The organism is Protofrankia sp. Cj5 (assembly GCF_917627405.1).
Classification (GTDB): Bacteria; Actinomycetota; Actinomycetes; order Frankiales; family Frankiaceae; genus Protofrankia.
Window position 1 is genome coordinate 9,463 of the sequence record NZ_CAKJTO010000001.1, and the last position, 15,262, is coordinate 24,724.

Annotated in this window: 15 protein-coding genes; 7 read left to right on the forward strand and 8 right to left on the reverse strand. The window is 69.9% G+C overall.

Features of this window, described 5'->3' with window-relative positions:
• Positions 1 to 2 precede the first annotated feature (2 nt).
• On the reverse strand, positions 3 to 206 hold the full coding sequence (locus MJ777_RS00045; protein ID WP_131745275.1) for a hypothetical protein: 204 nt from the start codon (positions 204 to 206) through the stop codon (positions 3 to 5).
• 503 nt (positions 207 to 709) lie between these two features.
• On the opposite strand from MJ777_RS00045, the gene MJ777_RS00050 reads away from it, so the two are divergent.
• From MJ777_RS00050 to MJ777_RS00060, 3 genes are all read left to right on the forward strand, one after another.
• The gene (locus MJ777_RS00050; RefSeq protein WP_239311041.1) at positions 710 to 1,945 is read left to right on the forward strand and encodes a glycosyltransferase family 2 protein; all 1,236 of its coding nucleotides are present in this window, start codon (positions 710 to 712) and stop codon (positions 1,943 to 1,945) included.
• A gap of 25 nt (positions 1,946 to 1,970) precedes the next feature.
• Positions 1,971 to 2,717 carry a bifunctional 2-polyprenyl-6-hydroxyphenol methylase/3-demethylubiquinol 3-O-methyltransferase UbiG gene (locus MJ777_RS00055; protein ID WP_239372257.1) on the forward strand — a complete coding sequence of 249 codons (747 nt, stop codon included), beginning with the start codon at positions 1,971 to 1,973 and terminating at the stop codon, positions 2,715 to 2,717.
• Between the two features lie 77 nt (positions 2,718 to 2,794).
• Positions 2,795 to 4,330 (forward strand): hypothetical protein, encoded by a 1,536-nt coding sequence (locus MJ777_RS00060; protein ID WP_239372259.1) that lies wholly within the window; start codon positions 2,795 to 2,797, stop codon positions 4,328 to 4,330.
• 93 nt (positions 4,331 to 4,423) lie between these two features.
• Here the strand turns inward: MJ777_RS00060 and MJ777_RS00065 are convergent, their stop codons facing one another.
• Positions 4,424 to 6,085: a dolichyl-phosphate-mannose--protein mannosyltransferase gene (locus MJ777_RS00065; protein ID WP_370652607.1), complete on the reverse strand. Its 1,662-nt coding sequence runs from the start codon at positions 6,083 to 6,085 to the stop codon at positions 4,424 to 4,426.
• A gap of 38 nt (positions 6,086 to 6,123) precedes the next feature.
• Between MJ777_RS00065 and rsmI the strand changes: the two genes are divergently transcribed.
• On the forward strand, positions 6,124 to 7,008 hold the full coding sequence (gene rsmI, locus MJ777_RS00070; protein WP_239311038.1) for a 16S rRNA (cytidine(1402)-2'-O)-methyltransferase: 885 nt from the start codon (positions 6,124 to 6,126) through the stop codon (positions 7,006 to 7,008).
• Between the two features lie 53 nt (positions 7,009 to 7,061).
• Here the strand turns inward: rsmI and MJ777_RS00075 are convergent, their stop codons facing one another.
• Positions 7,062 to 7,595 carry a YdcF family protein gene (locus MJ777_RS00075; protein WP_239311037.1) on the reverse strand — a complete coding sequence of 178 codons (534 nt, stop codon included), beginning with the start codon at positions 7,593 to 7,595 and terminating at the stop codon, positions 7,062 to 7,064.
• Positions 7,592 to 8,686: an ABC transporter substrate-binding protein gene (locus MJ777_RS00080; RefSeq protein ID WP_239372261.1), complete on the reverse strand. Its 1,095-nt coding sequence runs from the start codon at positions 8,684 to 8,686 to the stop codon at positions 7,592 to 7,594. Before MJ777_RS00080 ends, MJ777_RS00075 begins: the two co-directional genes overlap by 4 nt.
• Before the next feature lie 332 nt (positions 8,687 to 9,018).
• On the opposite strand from MJ777_RS00080, the gene MJ777_RS00085 reads away from it, so the two are divergent.
• The 3 genes from MJ777_RS00085 to MJ777_RS00095 all read left to right on the forward strand — a co-directional run bounded on the left by MJ777_RS00085 (position 9,019) and on the right by MJ777_RS00095 (position 12,833).
• Positions 9,019 to 9,843 (forward strand): TatD family hydrolase, encoded by an 825-nt coding sequence (locus MJ777_RS00085; protein WP_239311926.1) that lies wholly within the window; start codon positions 9,019 to 9,021, stop codon positions 9,841 to 9,843.
• 89 nt (positions 9,844 to 9,932) lie between these two features.
• Positions 9,933 to 10,754, forward strand: a complete 822-nt coding sequence (gene rsmA, locus MJ777_RS00090) for a 16S rRNA (adenine(1518)-N(6)/adenine(1519)-N(6))-dimethyltransferase RsmA (protein ID WP_239372263.1) — start codon at positions 9,933 to 9,935, stop codon at positions 10,752 to 10,754.
• Between the two features lie 801 nt (positions 10,755 to 11,555).
• Entirely contained in the window at positions 11,556 to 12,833 is a 1,278-nt protein-coding gene (locus tag MJ777_RS00095; protein ID WP_239372265.1) for an HNH endonuclease signature motif containing protein, read from the forward strand.
• Between the two features lie 60 nt (positions 12,834 to 12,893).
• Here MJ777_RS00095 and MJ777_RS00100 read toward each other — a convergent pair whose 3' ends face one another.
• The 4 genes from MJ777_RS00100 to MJ777_RS00115 form a co-directional block, all read right to left on the reverse strand.
• On the reverse strand, positions 12,894 to 13,517 hold the full coding sequence (locus tag MJ777_RS00100) for an alkaline shock response membrane anchor protein AmaP (RefSeq protein ID WP_239372267.1): 624 nt from the start codon (positions 13,515 to 13,517) through the stop codon (positions 12,894 to 12,896).
• A gap of 86 nt (positions 13,518 to 13,603) precedes the next feature.
• Positions 13,604 to 14,404 carry a DUF6286 domain-containing protein gene (locus tag MJ777_RS00105; protein WP_239372269.1) on the reverse strand — a complete coding sequence of 267 codons (801 nt, stop codon included), beginning with the start codon at positions 14,402 to 14,404 and terminating at the stop codon, positions 13,604 to 13,606.
• 19 nt (positions 14,405 to 14,423) lie between these two features.
• Positions 14,424 to 14,810, reverse strand: coding sequence for an Asp23/Gls24 family envelope stress response protein (locus MJ777_RS00110; RefSeq protein WP_239311936.1), 387 nt, complete (start codon positions 14,808 to 14,810; stop codon positions 14,424 to 14,426).
• Positions 14,807 to 14,995, reverse strand: coding sequence for a hypothetical protein (locus MJ777_RS00115; RefSeq protein WP_239311939.1), 189 nt, complete (start codon positions 14,993 to 14,995; stop codon positions 14,807 to 14,809). The genes MJ777_RS00110 and MJ777_RS00115 overlap by 4 nt, the downstream gene beginning before the upstream one ends.
• Between the last annotated feature and the right edge of the window lie 267 nt (positions 14,996 to 15,262).

The following is a 15,262-nucleotide window of genomic DNA, read 5'->3' on the forward strand; positions in this document are numbered from 1 at the left end:
CATCAGGATGTGGAGTAGGGGCCTGGCCGCACGGCCGGGCCACCGTAGGAGCTGCCGTTGAGGCTCCCCCGGGGGGGCTGCTCGGTCATGGCCTGACTGACCTTGGAGGCGATGGCTTCGGTCAGCCTGATCGCCTGCGTGAGCGACAGGTTGAGCACGATCTCGCTGTCATCGGTCATCGCGAAGCGTACCGACACATCCGCCATGGTGGTTCCTTTCTTCCTGCGTCGGCCGCGAGAGGCCGCGGTTGGTCCTCCACGATCCCTGATCGCGCTACCGCACCGGCAGGTACCCCCCGGCAGGCTTCGTTCCCCTCTGTTGATTTTCATGAATGATTTTACTGAGAATAATATTAATATTACTCACCGTCCAAAACCCGCGGTCCACTCCTGCGGCTCTTTCGCCTTAAGTGTTAGTACTGTCGCTGATGGTATCCATTGTCGATCACATCGGGAGGCTGGGTGACCGAGAATCGGGTGGCGTTGACGGACCGGCCAGGGCGTGTCTGATGGATCTTCAACCGTGCGGAGCGATGCCCAGCGGGCATCCTGCCGCATCGCTGCCCGTGGGCCGCTTCGCGCCGCACGGGGACCCCGGCTCGTCGCTCCGGGCAGAACACCGCTATCCGGGCCTGCTTCCGGGTCTCCTCGGCTGTGCGGGCCACTTGCTGGATCATCGCCCACATCGACCGCCATCGAGCAGACACTCCTTGGCCGCGGCCGCGATCACCGAACAGGGCCGGACGGGCCTGGTGAGCCCGGCCGGTACCGCCACCGGGCGTAGCACCGTGGAGATTTCCGTGGTGATGCCGTGCCTCAACGAGGTGGCGTCGGTCGGGACGTGCGTGCGTAAGGCCCTTGCGGGTCTTGCCGCGGCTGGTCTCGATGGGGAGGTGATCGTCGTTGACAACGGCTCGACGGACGGGTCGGCCGCGGTCGCGCGCTCGGTCGGCGCGCGTGTCCTGGTGGAGCCGCGCCGTGGCTACGGAAACGCTTATCTCGCCGGATTCGAGGCCGCTCGTGGTCGCTATCTGGTGATGGGCGACGCCGATGACTCATATGACTTTTCTGAAATTTCCCTGCTTGTCGAGCCGCTGCGGGCCGGTCGCGCCGACTATGTTCTCGGCTCCCGGTTCATCGGAAAAATCATGCCTGGCGCGATGCCGTGGTCACATCGTTATCTGGGTAATCCGCTGCTGACCGGGATGCTTAACCGGTTCTTTGGCCTCGCCTCGTCTGATGCCCATTCTGGGATGCGGGCGTTCACTCGTGTCGCGTACGAGCGGATGGGGCCGCGATGCGGCGGGATGGAGCTTGCCTCAGAGCTGATCATTTTGGCTGCCCGCGTCGGCCTGCGGGTCGAAGAAGTGCCGATCACGTACCGACCGCGGGTCGGTACATCCAAACTTCGTATGTTTCGGGATGGTTGGCGGCATGTGCGTTTCATGCTGTTGCTCGCGCCGCGTCACCTGTTTGTCGCCCCAGGGCTGATGCTGCTGGCGCTCGGTATCACCGGGCAGGTCGTGCTCTTGCCCGGAGTCCTCGACGCCGGCTTCCACCGATTCGGCGTCCAGCTCTGCGTGTTGTTCGCGATGGCCGCTGTCCTCGGCTGGCAGGCGGTGCTGCTCGGGATTTTCGCCGACACCTACAACCGCGGGCTGGGCCGGGCCGGGCACCCGCGCGGACTGCTCGCCTGGACGCACCGACGGTTCACCCTCGAGCGCGGTCTGGCAGCTGGTTGTGTGCTGTTTGTCAGCGGGCTGCTGGCGGGCACGGTCGTTTTCGGGCACTGCCTCGCCGCTGATCTTGGCCCGGTCAACGAGCCGCGGCCGGCGCTGCTGGCTATGACGCTGATGGTGCTCGGCGCGCAGAGCGTCTTCGCGTCCTTTTTCCTCCAGCTGCTGATAGCGGGCTGTCCCGGGCCTGACGCGGTGCGCCGGAAATGACCGCGGTGGCGACGGCGGGCCAGCAGTGATCCCCTTTGCCGCTGGTTGTGATCGGCGGCTGCTGGACAATCACCTGGGTGGCGCGGACGCGGTCAATTACCGGCGGTTCGAGCGTGACCTCGTCTCGCCGCACTGCGGCCGGCGTGTTCTGGAGATCGGGTCGGGCCTGGGAGACTTCGCCGCGGGCCTGCGCGGCTATGATCATCTTACTGTTTCGGACACCGATCCACTGTGCCTGCGGACGTTGCGTGACCGTTTCGCCGGCCGCGCGGACGTCGATGTGATCATGCTTGACGTCGCGGCCCTGACCGGGACCGAGCTGCCTGAGGGAGCCGCGCCCGTGCCGCGCCCGGCTGACACATTGATCATGATGAACGTCCTGGAGCACATCGAAGACGATGTGGCCGCGCTGCGAGGGCTGTCTCGTCTGGTGGTCCCCGGCGGTCGCGTTGTGCTGTGGGTGCCGGCGTATCCGGCGCTGTACGGCGAGTTCGACCGCATGGTCGGTCATTTCCGCCGCTACACACCAGCCACGCTGCGGCGGCCGGTGGAGCTGGCCGGCCTTCGCGTGGAGCGGATGCATCCGGTGAACCTGCTGGGCGCCTTCGCCTGGTGGGTGGCTGTCCGGCGAGCGGGCCAGCGCGGCGTGGACCCACGCCTGGTCCGCCTCTACGACCGGGTCGTCGTGCCGACCAGCCGTTTTGTCGAACAGCGGATGCGGGTGCCGTTCGGGCAGTCGGTGCTGTGCGTGGCGACCCGGCCCGTAACGTGATCACCTGCTGAGATGGCCGGCCGTGGCGGTGAGCGACCGATGGGACGGGCATGTCCGGGAGCGGGCCGGCAGCCGGTATGACCGTACGATCACCGCTGCGCACCGTTGTCGACATGCTCACCCCAACGCCGTTCGAGCGGGTGGCAGCGGGCGGTCCCGCCAGGCTGCCTGCCGCCGGAGAGACGGTCCCGGCAGGGCCCGGCCCGATGGTGCGGCGGCATGCCGGCCGGTTGTGGATGCGGCACCGCCTGTTCGTGTTGCTGCTCGGCGCCGGCACCGCGCTGCGCATCGCGGCGTTCGCCGCCTACTGGCCGGCGTTGGAGTTCTATGGCGACTCCTACTCCTACCTGCGTTGTGTCCGCGAGCTCAGCCCGGATTCGGTCCGGCCGTTCGGCTACTCCGCGTTCCTGTTCTTGTTCTCCTGGTCGCCGTCGTTGGCGGTGGTTCCCGCTGTCGCGCATCTGCTCGGTCTCGGGATCGGGTCCGCGCTGTACTACCTGGCGTTGCGGCGTGGCCTGCCCCGGTGGCTGGCGGCGTCGGCTGCCGCGCCCGTGCTCCTGGACGCCTATCAGGTGGACATCGAGCAGATGGTCATGGCGGAGACGGTGTTCGCCGCGCTGCTGACCGCGGCGGTCGTATTGCTGCTGTACCGCCCGCGCCCGACCGTCGCCGTGTCCGCCGCCGCCGGTGTGCTGCTCGCCGCGGCTGCCCTCACCCGTTCGGTGGCGCTGGTGCTGGGAGCGCTCGCCGCCGGCTACCTGATCGCCCGCGGGGCCGGGGCGCGCCGCCTCATCGTGTTTGTCCTGTGCTGGGCGGCACCGTTGCTGGCGTATGCGGCGTGGTTCGCCGCCGTACACGGGAGCTTCGCGCTGCAGAACGTCGACGGGATGTTTCTCTGGGGCCGGGTCGCGCCGTTCGCGGACTGTGCCCGTATCGAGGTGGCGCCGCGGGAGGTCCCGTTGTGCTCACCGCATCCGCCCGAGGAGCGGCCCGGGCCGAACTACTATGACTGGGACGCCGCCAGCCCGCGGTACCACTTCCGGGCGTTCGACGCGGAGAGCAACGCGTTGCTCCGCGATTTCGCCGTCAAGGTGATCGCGGCACAGCCCCACCGGTACGCCGCTCTGGTGGCGCATGATGTCCTGCATTACTTCGCCCTGTCACGCCACGCTGAGCCACCCGACTGGTACCTCGGAAGCTGGCGGTTCCCGACCGGGCAGGTCGATCCGCGCTGGCACATCGACCTGGTGCTGCGGGACTTCAGAGGCGAGGCGGTGCCACGCCGGTACGATCCCTCGCTAGGTGGCCTGCTCCGGGGATACCAGGTGTTCGGGTTCACGCCAGGGCCGCTGCTCGGGGCCTGCGTGCTGGTCGGTGGGCTGGCCTCGATGGTCGCCTCCGGTTATGGCCTTGCCCGGGCACGCCATGACTGCCTGCTGCTGGTCGCGATGGGGCTCGCCCTGCTGGTGGTGCCCTGCGCGACCGCGGTGTTCGACTACCGCTACCTGCTGCCGGCCCTGGTCTGCTTACCGCTGGCGGGCGCGTTCGGGCTGAACCAGCTGCGGATCGTCCGGTTGCAGCTCCGCGGGGTCCGGCGTCGCTCCATCGGATGATGTGCGTGGTGTGAAGCCCGCGGGTGGCGGGCGGGGGATGCATGCGCCGCGGCGCGTGGCGGTGGCGCATGGCGGTGGCGGTGGCGGTGGCGGTCAGATCCAGCCTGGGAACCACATGCGGACACGCCATGCCGAGGTCGGGATCACCTGTGCGGTCATGATCGGATAGAAGTAGACGAACAGCAGCACGACAATGATCGTGTAGACGCCGACCGCCAGCGACCCGGCAAGGCGGCGCGTTTCCGAAGCTGTCCGGGAGCCCAACGCGACACCCGCGAGCGCGGTCAGGCCGAGTACAAGGAACGGCAGCAGGGGCAGGGCGTAGAACAGGAACATCGTCCGGCTGGGGAAGGCGAGCCAGGGCAGGAAGGATGTGCCGAAGCCGACCAGTACGAGAGCCGCCCGCCAGTCACGGCGGCTCGCCCACAGCGCGAGGACACCGACCAGAGCGAGCGTGCCGAACCACCAGATCGCCGGGTTGCCGATCGCCAGGATCTCCCGGGAGCAACCGGCCTGGGCCGTGCAGCCGGACTCGGAGACCTTGGGCGCGCTGTAGTAGTAGGCGACCGGGCGCCCCAGCAGCAGCCAGCTCAGTGGCTTGGAGGCATACGGATGCGAGGCATTGAGGTGCTCGTGGAACTGGTAGATCTGCATCTGGTAGTCCCACCAGCTGTGCAGGGCCGCCCACCTGCCGGTACCGAAACGGTGGCGGTTGTACCCTCCGTCGGTGACGAACCAGCCGGTCCACGTCGCGAAGAAGGTCACCACCGGAAGGACGAGAAAGCTCACCCCCCAGATCGGGGTGTCCCGGGCCAGCGCGGCCAGGACCGGCCGGCGCACACCCGCCGTCCGGCGCGCACCCATGTCCCAGGCGATGGCGAGCGCGGCAAACCCGACGATCGTGTAGACCGCGCTCCATTTCACGCCCATGGCCGCGCCCAGAAACAGCCCGCAGGCCAGCCGCCACGGGCGTATGCCGAGCCACGGGCCACGGCCGGACAGGGCCCGGCCGCCGGACCCGCTCCCACCGGTGGCAGCGCTGTCAGCACCGGCAGTATCGGCAGCGCTGCCACCGGTCCGGCCACGGCCAGCCTTCGCCAGCCGGGCCGCCAGCCGGGCGCGGCCATCGTCCCGGTCGAGAACCAGACACGCCAGGGCCAGCACAAGACCTGTCAGCAGGAAGATGTCGAGAATCCCGATCCTGCTCTGGACGAACTCCAGCCCGTCGAAGGCGAGCAGGAGCCCGGCGAAGCAGCCGAGCAGAGTCGAGCGGAACATCCGCCTGGCGGTACGGGCGAAGACGACAACCACGAGCGTTCCCGCGACAGCGGAGGCGAAGCGCCAGCCCAGCTCGGGGTTGCCGTGCCGGGCCCCGGCACAGTCGGTGTAGCCGAAGAACCACTCGGACGCGGCCATCAGCCACTTGCCGAGCGGGGGGTGGACGACGAAGCCAGGGCCGTCACAGCCGCTCTTGATGTCGCTCAGCTCGTAGCCGTGGGTCATCAGGCTGTAGGCGTCGTGGGTGTAGTAGACCTCGTCGAAGTAGATACCACGCGGTTGGGTGAGCTGCCAGAACCTCAGGACACCGGCGACCGCGGCAATCGCGAGCGAGGCGAGCCAACCGATCAGCCGGTCGGTCGGCATCGGCGGTGCCAGCCGGTCCGCCAGCGTCGGGCCGCCGGCAGGGGCCAGGGCAGCCCCGGAGGGCCGCGTGCCGCCGCCGTCCAGGGCTGGATATGTCGTTGTCACCGCCACCGCATCAATGTAGGTCGTGCTCCTGGCACACTCGGTGGGTGTCCGGGACTCTGGTGCTCTGCGGTGCGCCGATCGGTGATGTCCGCGATGCCAGCCCGCGGCTTGGCGAGATCCTCGCGGCCGCCGACATCGTCGCCGCGGAGGACACCCGCCGGCTGCGCCGGCTGGCCGCCGCGCTCGGCGTCACCATCTCCGGGCGGGTTGTCTCCTGCTTCGACGCGAACGAGGCGTCCCGCGCGGACTTCCTGCTCGCCCAGCTGAGCGCCGGCGCCACGGTGGCGCTCATCACGGACGCGGGCATGCCTGCCGTCTCGGACCCGGGGTTTCGGGTGGTGGCCGCCGCGGCCGCGGCCGGTGTGCCGGTCACGGTCGTGCCAGGCCCCTCCGCGGTGACCGCCGCGCTCGCTGTCAGCGGGCTGCCCACGGACCGTTGGGTGTTCGAGGGGTTCCTGCCGCGCCGGCGGGGCGAGCGCCGGTCGCGCCTGACCGAGCTTACTGAGGAGCGGCGCACACTGGTCATCCTGGAGGCTCCGCACCGGTTGCCCGTGACATTGGACGATCTTACCGTGGCCTTCGGGGCTGATCGTAGGGGCGTGCTCTGCCGGGAACTGACCAAGACCTGGGAGGAGATCGTCCGGGACGATCTCGCCGGTCTCAGCGAGTGGGCGCGCGGCCGGGAGATCCGGGGGGAGATCACCCTGGTGGTGGCGGGCGCGCCGCAGGTGTCTCCAGCCACTCGGGCAATGGTCGCCGGGACGCCGGCCGCGGCGGCCTTCGCCGCGGCGCTCGCAGCCGAGGTCACAGGTCACGAAACCAGCGGGACAGCCCGCAAGGAGGCCATCGCGGCGGTGGCGGCGGCCCGCGGAGTGCCGCGTCGCGTGGTCTACGACGCTGTGGTCGCGGCTAAGAGCGCCCGGCAATAGGGGACACGGCGTCGCGGGGCCAAGCGGTGCGTTCTGTCCGTGCCTGATCGAGATCAGCAGCTGCGTTGGATGGTCAGCGCCTTCGCCGTCGCACCCCACTCGTAAATGATCATATATGGCCAGGTGTACCACGGCGGTGCCGCGGTGGCCAACAGGGTGCGTCCGGCGTAGCAGCGGTTCAGCCGAAGCCGCGCTCTGGTGCCCTGTGGGGTCCCCGCGACGACCAGTACGGACCGCCAGTTGTAACGGGCGGCGAGCTGCGCGGTCATCCGGGCTTCACCCTGGGTGGTCAGCGGGTCCGGCCGGAAGCAGATCACCTGTACGCTGGGCACCGCGACCGGGCAGCGGTCCTGGCCGAACGGGTTTGAGACGGCGAGCATCGGCGCGTACCCGGCCCGGGTGAGCTCGACCGCCCTGGCCAGCCGGCCAGGGCTGCCCGCGTACATCACGATTGCGTCGACCCGTTGCGGCGGGTCCGTGGCCGGCCAGACGAACAGCCGCGCGGTCGCGATGAGGAACACCACCGCGGCCGCGGCAAAGGCGATCAGGCGCCGGGAGCGCCGTTGCCGTACGTCCACCGGTGTCACGCGGCTTCGGGCCACGGCTGGCCGCCGCGGCGGTGCGGGTAGCGCAGCGGGGCCCGCAAGCGGTCGGGAGGCCAGACCGCGGCGGCCACGCCGTCCTGCCACTGCACCAGATGACCATGATGCCCGATCTGCAGTCCGGTGGCGGGGTCGAGGCGGAAGCGGCCCAACACGGTGGACGTGTCGAGCGCACGTGCCGCGGCGAGCACGGAGAAGTCGTCGATCTGGCCGAGCGACCGCACGCAGCGCCCGAGGAGCAGCCCGGCGGTGAACGCCGCCGCCGCTGCCGCCGACGGCGGCTGGCCGTGCATGTGCTGGTAGCGGTTCACGAACTCGGACACGCTCGGGCCGGTGCCGGCCTGGGCGGGTAGCTGTGGCGACCAGGTTCGTGGGCCCAGCAGCCCCTCACGATGATCACCCATGGTGGTCAGGGCGTCATCATGCCCGGCGGTCGAGAACGCGGCGGCCCGCCACGGCCGGCGCAGCAGGATCTCAGCCGCGGCGGCCTCGTCGTCGGGGCCAGCCTGGACGATCAGGACGTCCGCCGGTGGTAGCCGCCGCGCCGCGGCCTGTGCCTGCCCAGGCCGAAAGACGCTGGAGACCACTTCGAAGCCCCGGGCTGCCGCCGCGGCGCGCGTCACGGAGACGACCTCCAGCGACCAGTCGCCGGCAGCCACCATCAACGCGAGCTTACGTGCCCGCCGGTCGGCGGCGCGGACGGCAGCGAGAACCCCGCGCGTCCAGGTGGCCTGTGGGGCGGTCACGTTGATGACGTTGGGGAAGGCCTGGCGGACGAAGCGCGTCGACGGTGCCGCGATGTTGAACACCACGCGGTCGGTTGCGGCGAACGCCGCGAGCGCGGCCCGCGGCCCGTGCGGGCCGAAGATCGCAGCAGGATTGGCGGCCACGGCGGACCGGATCGCCGCTGCGGGGTGCGGGTGGGCGTCGTAGGCGGTGACGTGGACCTCGTCCCACGCCGGTGGCACGTGCTCGTCACGCGCCCACAGCGTGGCGGCATGCAGCGCGGCCAGACCGGGCGCGGCCGCCGGGCCGGTCAGAGACGTCACGAGTGCGACGGTGAGCGGTGAGGACATCCGTATCTGTTTACCAGGCGATGGGCCGGCGGCACCTCGGCCGTACCAGGACGCGGTACAAGGGGCGTGGTCACGACACCGCAGCCCGGTTGCGCGCGGTCCGTAGGATCGACCGCGATGGCACACGTGCCAACGGCGCGGTTGTCGTCCAGCACCGGTGGCAGCGGTGGCAGCGGCAGGCGGTACCGGACGCTGGCGGCGCCTTCCGAAGCGCCTGGCCGCGGGCGGTGCGATCGTTGTTCCGTTCAACCGGGGCCTCGTGAGGGGCACCGGCGGGGACAGCGCGGTGAAGCGCGGTGGAGATGGAACGGAAGGGCAGGTGGCCTGGCCAGATGGCACGGGATGCCGGACGTCGTGGCGACCCGCCGCAGCCACCGGAACCGCTGGCGGTAGAGGTGATCGACAGCCACTGCCATCTTGACATCATGGGTGGTGATGTGGCGCATGCGGTTGCCGTGGCGCGCGCTGTCGGCATCCGGCGGATGGTCAGCGTGGGGATCGACCTGGCGACCAGCCGTTGGCAGGCGCGGGCCGCGGCCGAGCATCCCGATGTGTACGCGGCGGTCGCGATCCACCCGAACGACGCCGCCGACGGTGTCGACGAACAGACGTTCGCGGAGATCGCCGAGTTGGCCACCATGCCGAAGGTACGGGCGGTTGGCGAGACCGGTCTGGACTACTACCGCACGCCGCCCGAGCGGCACGCCGCCCAGCAGGAGAGCTTCCGCCGTCACATCGCGATCGCCAAGCGGACCGGCCGTACCCTCATGATCCATGACCGGGAGGCGCATGACGACACGCTGCGCATCCTCGCCGAGGAAGGCGCGCCGGACCAGGTGGTCTTCCATGCCTTCTCCGGCGACGCGGTCATGGCGAAGAGCTGCGCGGACGCCGGTTACGTGATGTCGTTCGCCGGTAACCTGACTTTCAGGAACGCGGGTAACCTGCGGGACGCCGCCGCCGTCGCCCCTCGTGACCTGCTCCTCGTCGAGACCGACGCGCCGTTCCTGACACCGGAGCCGTGGCGGGGCCGGCCGAACAGCCCGTATCTGGTACCGCTGACGTTGCGGGCGCTCGCCGCTGCCCGCGGCGAGGATGTCGACACACTCGCCGCGGCGGTAGCCGCCACGTCTGAGCGGATGTTCGGGCCCTGGTAGGCCCCGGCCACGTTGCCCGGAAGGCAGGCTTCGGAGGCGACGGGCTGCTGACGCCGGTCGCTGTGCGTGCTATCGCTGACGATCTGGGTGTGCGACCGGCAAAACGGTGGGGCCAGAACTTCCTCGTCGACCCGAACACGGTCCGCCGCTTGGTGCGTCTGGCTGCGGCCGGATCCGATGAGACGGTCCTGGAGATCGGTCCTGGGCTTGGTTCGCTGACTCTCGGGCTGCTTGCGGCCGCGGGCCGCGTCGTCGCGGTCGAGGTGGACACGCTGCTTGCCGAGGCCCTGCCGGCGACTGCCACGGCCCGGCTCGGCCCGGCTGTGGCGTCCCGGCTGACCGTCGTGGCCGCCGACGGGCTACGTCTCGTTCCCGCGGACCTGCCCGGTGACCCACCGGATGTCCTCGCCGCGAACCTGCCGTACAACGTGGCGGTGCCGCTCCTGCTCGGTGTTCTTGAACGCTTCCCATCGATTGGGCGGGGGCTGGTCATGGTGCAGGCTGAGGTCGCGGACCGGCTGACCGCGGCGCCGGGCGGCCGGGTGTACGGCGTGCCGAGCGTGAAGGTCGCCTGGTACGCCTCGGCGCGCCCGGCCGGCGCGGTGCCGCGCGCGGTGTTCTGGCCGCGGCCGAACGTCGACTCATCCCTGGTCGCGTTCACCAGGCGCGAGGTTCCAGGGCCGCCGGAACTGCGCGGGTCTGTGTTCGCCGCGGTGGACGCGGCCTTCGCGCAGCGCCGCAAGACCCTGCGGACGGCGCTTGGCGGTTGGGCGGGCTCGTCCGCCGAGGTCGACCGCCTGGCCCGAGCCGTGGGTATCGACCCGTCCGCCCGTGGCGAGACCCTGGACGTCACGGACTTCACCCGCCTCGCCGTCGCCCGGTCCGTTGACCCACCCGCCTGCGGTGGCTGATCTGGGCCGCTGTGTTCCGAGTTTGCGGTGGGTCAAGTGTCCTGCGGTGTCAGCCCGGTCATATTGTTCCATCGCTGCCGTCGGGTCAGGGTGGAAGTAGGTGCGTTCGTGTCCGGAGACGCAGAGCTGTCCGAAGATACCGGACCGTCGGCCGTGGGGGGCGGCTGGACGCTGCTTCCCTGGGACGGTGACCCTGGATCTGATCGGCCGTCTGTTGCCGCGGCCACGGCGGGCCCGCCCACCCGGCATCGACGGCTGCGGCGGTCCAGCGGCGCTGGCGGCGGCAGGCGGGCGGGGGCCAGGGCTGCCATAGGCCTGTGCGGGTTTGGCGCGGTCCTCGGCATTGTTCTCGTGGTGGCTGGTCACCGTCCGGATGAAATGGCGGATCAGCCGGTCGCCGGCGTGCGCTCAGAGCGCCCCGAGGCGATCGACAACCAACCCCGGTTGCCGACGTCGGTGGATGCTGGACCCTCCATCGCTGCGGGTGGGACTACGTCGGCTGTGACCGCGCCCGCTAGCGGCCCGGTCTCCCAGGCTGCGACTGTGGTCCGGTCTGCCGGGCCGACGTCGGTCTCAGCGGCGCCGGCTACGACGCCGGCCGCTGGGGTCCAGTCGTCTGCACCGGTACCGGGCATGACCGTGTTGCTGCCCTCCGCCCAACCGTCCTCCACCCTGTTGCTCGCCCCGTCATGCCGCGCCGGTCGTGGCCACGGGCATCAGACACCCGACTGCCAGATCGGCTGAGAATTCCTGGTCGCCCGACGGGGTGGAAATGTCGGACCAGACACCTATCCTGAACATATGTTCGAATCGTCTGATGGGTGTGCCGACCCAGGCCCGGCTGGTCCAGGCCCGGCGACCGCCCTCGACCTCGACGGCGTGGACATCGAGGGGCTGGACGCGTCCACCTGCCTGACCCTGATGGCCACCATCACCCGCCAACGCGCCGCCCTCGACGCGGTCATGCTCCGCACGCAGGGCCGCTTCGCCCACCTACGCCCCGAAACCGGCCCACAACGGCCCTTCGGGGAATTCGCCCCGGACGAAGTCGCCGCCGAACTCAACCTGTCCTACAATGCCGCCGCCACCCAACTCGCACTCGCCCACGCCGTAACCCACCGGCTACCCGCAACCCTGGCCGCCCTGGCCGCCGGCATCCTCGATCTGGGCCGGGTCCGCGCCGTCGCCGACGCCACCGAACCGCTCTCCGACGCCCACGCCGCCGCGGTCGAGGCGAGGGTCCTGGCCCACGGCGGACGAGCCAGCCACGCGGCGTTCCGCCAGGCGTTGCGCCGCGCGGTGCTTGCGATCGACCCCGACGGCGCCACACAACGCCACGAACTCCAACGCCGAGGGCGCCGGGTCGGCCTCCAGCCGTTGGAGGAAGGGATGGCCGAGCTCTCGGCGTTCCTGGCCGCCCCCGACGCCCAAGCCGCCTACCAGCGCATCGACGCCCTGGCCCGCCGCGCCGGCGACGCGCAGGATGTCCGGAGTATGGACGAACGCCGCGCCGACGTCCTCACCGACATTCTGCTGGGCCGCCACCACGACGACGACCCGGTCCGCGTCGAGGTCGGAGTGCTGATTCCACTAGGCACCCTGGCGGGGCTGGCCGACACCCCCGGCGAACTGGCCGGCTACGGACCGATCCCGGCCGGGCTCGCCCGCGACCTGGCCGCCAACGCAACCTGGCGACGGCTACTCACCGACCCGGTCGACGGCCACGTCGTCGACGTCGGACGACGCCGATTCCCCTCACCCGCACTGGCCCGCCAGATCCGGGCCCGGGACTGGGTCTGCCGATTCCCGGGATGCCGAACGCCCGCCACCATCTGCGATCTCGACCATATGCGGGCCTATACCGCGGGCGGCAGCACCGAAGCAGCCAATCTGCTCACGCTATGCCGACATCATCACCGGTTGAAGCACGACGGGACCTGGACCGTCGAAGTAACCGAAACCGGCACGGCCACCTGGACCAGTCCGGAACTACGCGTCTACCAGACCGAACCCGAACCTCACCCGGAACCGCCGCGCACCCCGCAACCGGACCCAGAACCCGAGCCGCCACCCTTCTGACCGGGACACGGCTGCCGGACTCTGATCGAAAATTGCTGGCCGACCACTAAGCAGGGCTGGTCAGTACACGCGGTCACCGTGGCCAGGGTGCGGGATGAGCTGGATTTCGGTGGCGAGGTCCGCGCGGGACAGGGCACCACGCGCATGCGGCAGAGCGGCCCGTTCGATATCGGCTCGGATCCGGCGGACGTCCGTGCTTGGCTTCATGGTCACCACTACCCGTAGCAACGGTCGCTTTCCCGTGCCGAGCAGCCGCGCACGCACCTGCCGGACGCCCGGCAGCGTAGCCAGTTCGCCTTCCACCGCGCCGGTGAAGGCTCGCGCGTTCACCCGGACGCGCCCGAAAGTGTCGTCGACGACATACAGGCCGGGCAGGTTCCCGGTGGACTTCTGCAGCCACAGCCAGGCGAGCGCCAGCAGAACAACCAGACCCGTGACCGCTCCGGCAACTGGCCAGAACCACACATGCTCGGCGGCAAAGGAGCGGTTCTGCGCGGTGAGCCCATACCGGGCCGCGACGTCATCCCCGAACACCCCCCGACCGGCGAGCAGCGCGACGGCCCCACCGCCCAGGCACACCAGCCCCAACAGAACGAACACCACCCGGTTCAGCAGATCGACTCCAGGGGTGAACGGCTGCCTGCGTGGCCGGGACATCTTCGCCGATCCGGTCGGTTCGATCATGCTTACCTCGTCCGGCTGAATCGGTGGACCGAGCTGGGGGATCGGGCTGTCCATGGTTCGTGCGCTCGTGGGGCTCACGGTTGCGTTCATGTGTGGTCCTTTTTCCGCTCCTCGTTCCGGGCGTCCCGCCGGGTGCCTTCCGGATCGGGTTTGGTCAGATCGAGGCCGACCGGGTGCTGCCTGGCCCGCTCACCCATGGTTGAAACATCGAAGATTGCTTTCGTGGTTGCCGGGGCCGGTGAGGGACCGCTCGAGCCGGTGGGGGCGGGGTCCTGCCGCGCGTCCGCCGGTGGCGGTGGCTGCGCAGGCTGAGGTTGTGCCGGTTGTGCCGGTTCCGGCACGACACCGCCGGCATGGGAGGCCGGACGTGACGCCTTCACCGTCAGCTTCACTTTCGGGGGCGACGCCAACTCGAAGGAGGCCAGCCGTTCGCGGATCTCGTCACGCACCTGTCCCGGCGCGTCCGGGTTGATCCGGGGACTGCTCTCGATCGTCACTTTGGCGGTGCGCCGCCGGAGCCGGACCTTTGCCCGGGTCACGCCGTCGATGTCTTCGGCCGCGCTGGCGAGCGCACGGGCGATGCCGCGCCCGGCGGCGAAGGTGGCCGTCCCGGTCGGGGACGGCCGTACGGCGAACCATTGCAGCCGGCCGCGCCGCAGCCCCAGCACAAGCAGCAGGATCCCACCGGCACCGAGGATGACGCCGAGCACGGTCGGCCCTGTGTCGGACCAGGTGTTGCGTGCCATGGCGGCCGTTATCGACTGCCAGTCGACGATGGCGTACCCGTCGTCGAGGGCCGCGCTGACCATCTCGATGATCGCGATGACCCCGACCGCCGCGATGACCGCCGCAAGCAGCGCCGCGACAATCCGGTTTGTCACGCGCACGATGGTGACCTCCCGTGAGCTACCGTGCCCGGCTGCTCGGGCCGGCGTCGAACTCGAAAGCGGACACGTCGATGTCGATGTGGGTCACCCGTAGGCCGGCCAGGTCGGCCACCTGTCGGGTCACGCTGGTGCGTACCGCTTCACATACCTCAACAATCCGGACAGGATACCGTACGGACAACGACATGGAGATCGAAGCGGTACCTCGGCCGACGCGCGCTGACACCTGCGGGGGACGCTCGTCGGTGGCCTGCCGCCGCCCTCGGCCGGGATGCCGCTGTCCCAGCCCACCGACGGTTTCGACATCCAGCGCGGCCTGGGCCGCGATTTTCTCGATGACGCCGCTGGCGACGACCAGGTTTCCCCGGACCACGTTCTCGGCGCGGCGCGTTCCAGCGCGTGTCATCGCGTATCGCGGCGTTCACCGCCGCCGACATAGCGGTTGATATCGATCTCGCCGTCCAGGATCTTGCCTATGAACAGGCCGATCGCCCCGAAGACGAGGACGATCAGGAACTCGCCGAAATCACCGAAGGCGAGCGCGAGACCGGAGATCAATCCGGTGATGAGACCGATTGCGCTCGAACGCATCGAAGCCTCCTTGCTAGACGGTCGTACTTGCTGGTAGGCCCATAGCCGTTGCTGCTAGGCCCGTAGCCACGAGTCCACGAGCTGGGCCTGCCGCCGGGGCGCGCGCCGCGGCCCGGCGGGCGGGCGTTAACGTACTCGTGGGGACTTTTGCGATCTTCGCCAGAGCCGCTGTACACGACGCTCGTGCGGGTGGTACTCGCGCAAGCGGTGCCGGTGTGCCCACTGTCCACGCAGCCAGTAAGCGATGATCTCGAACCCGGTCCGCCG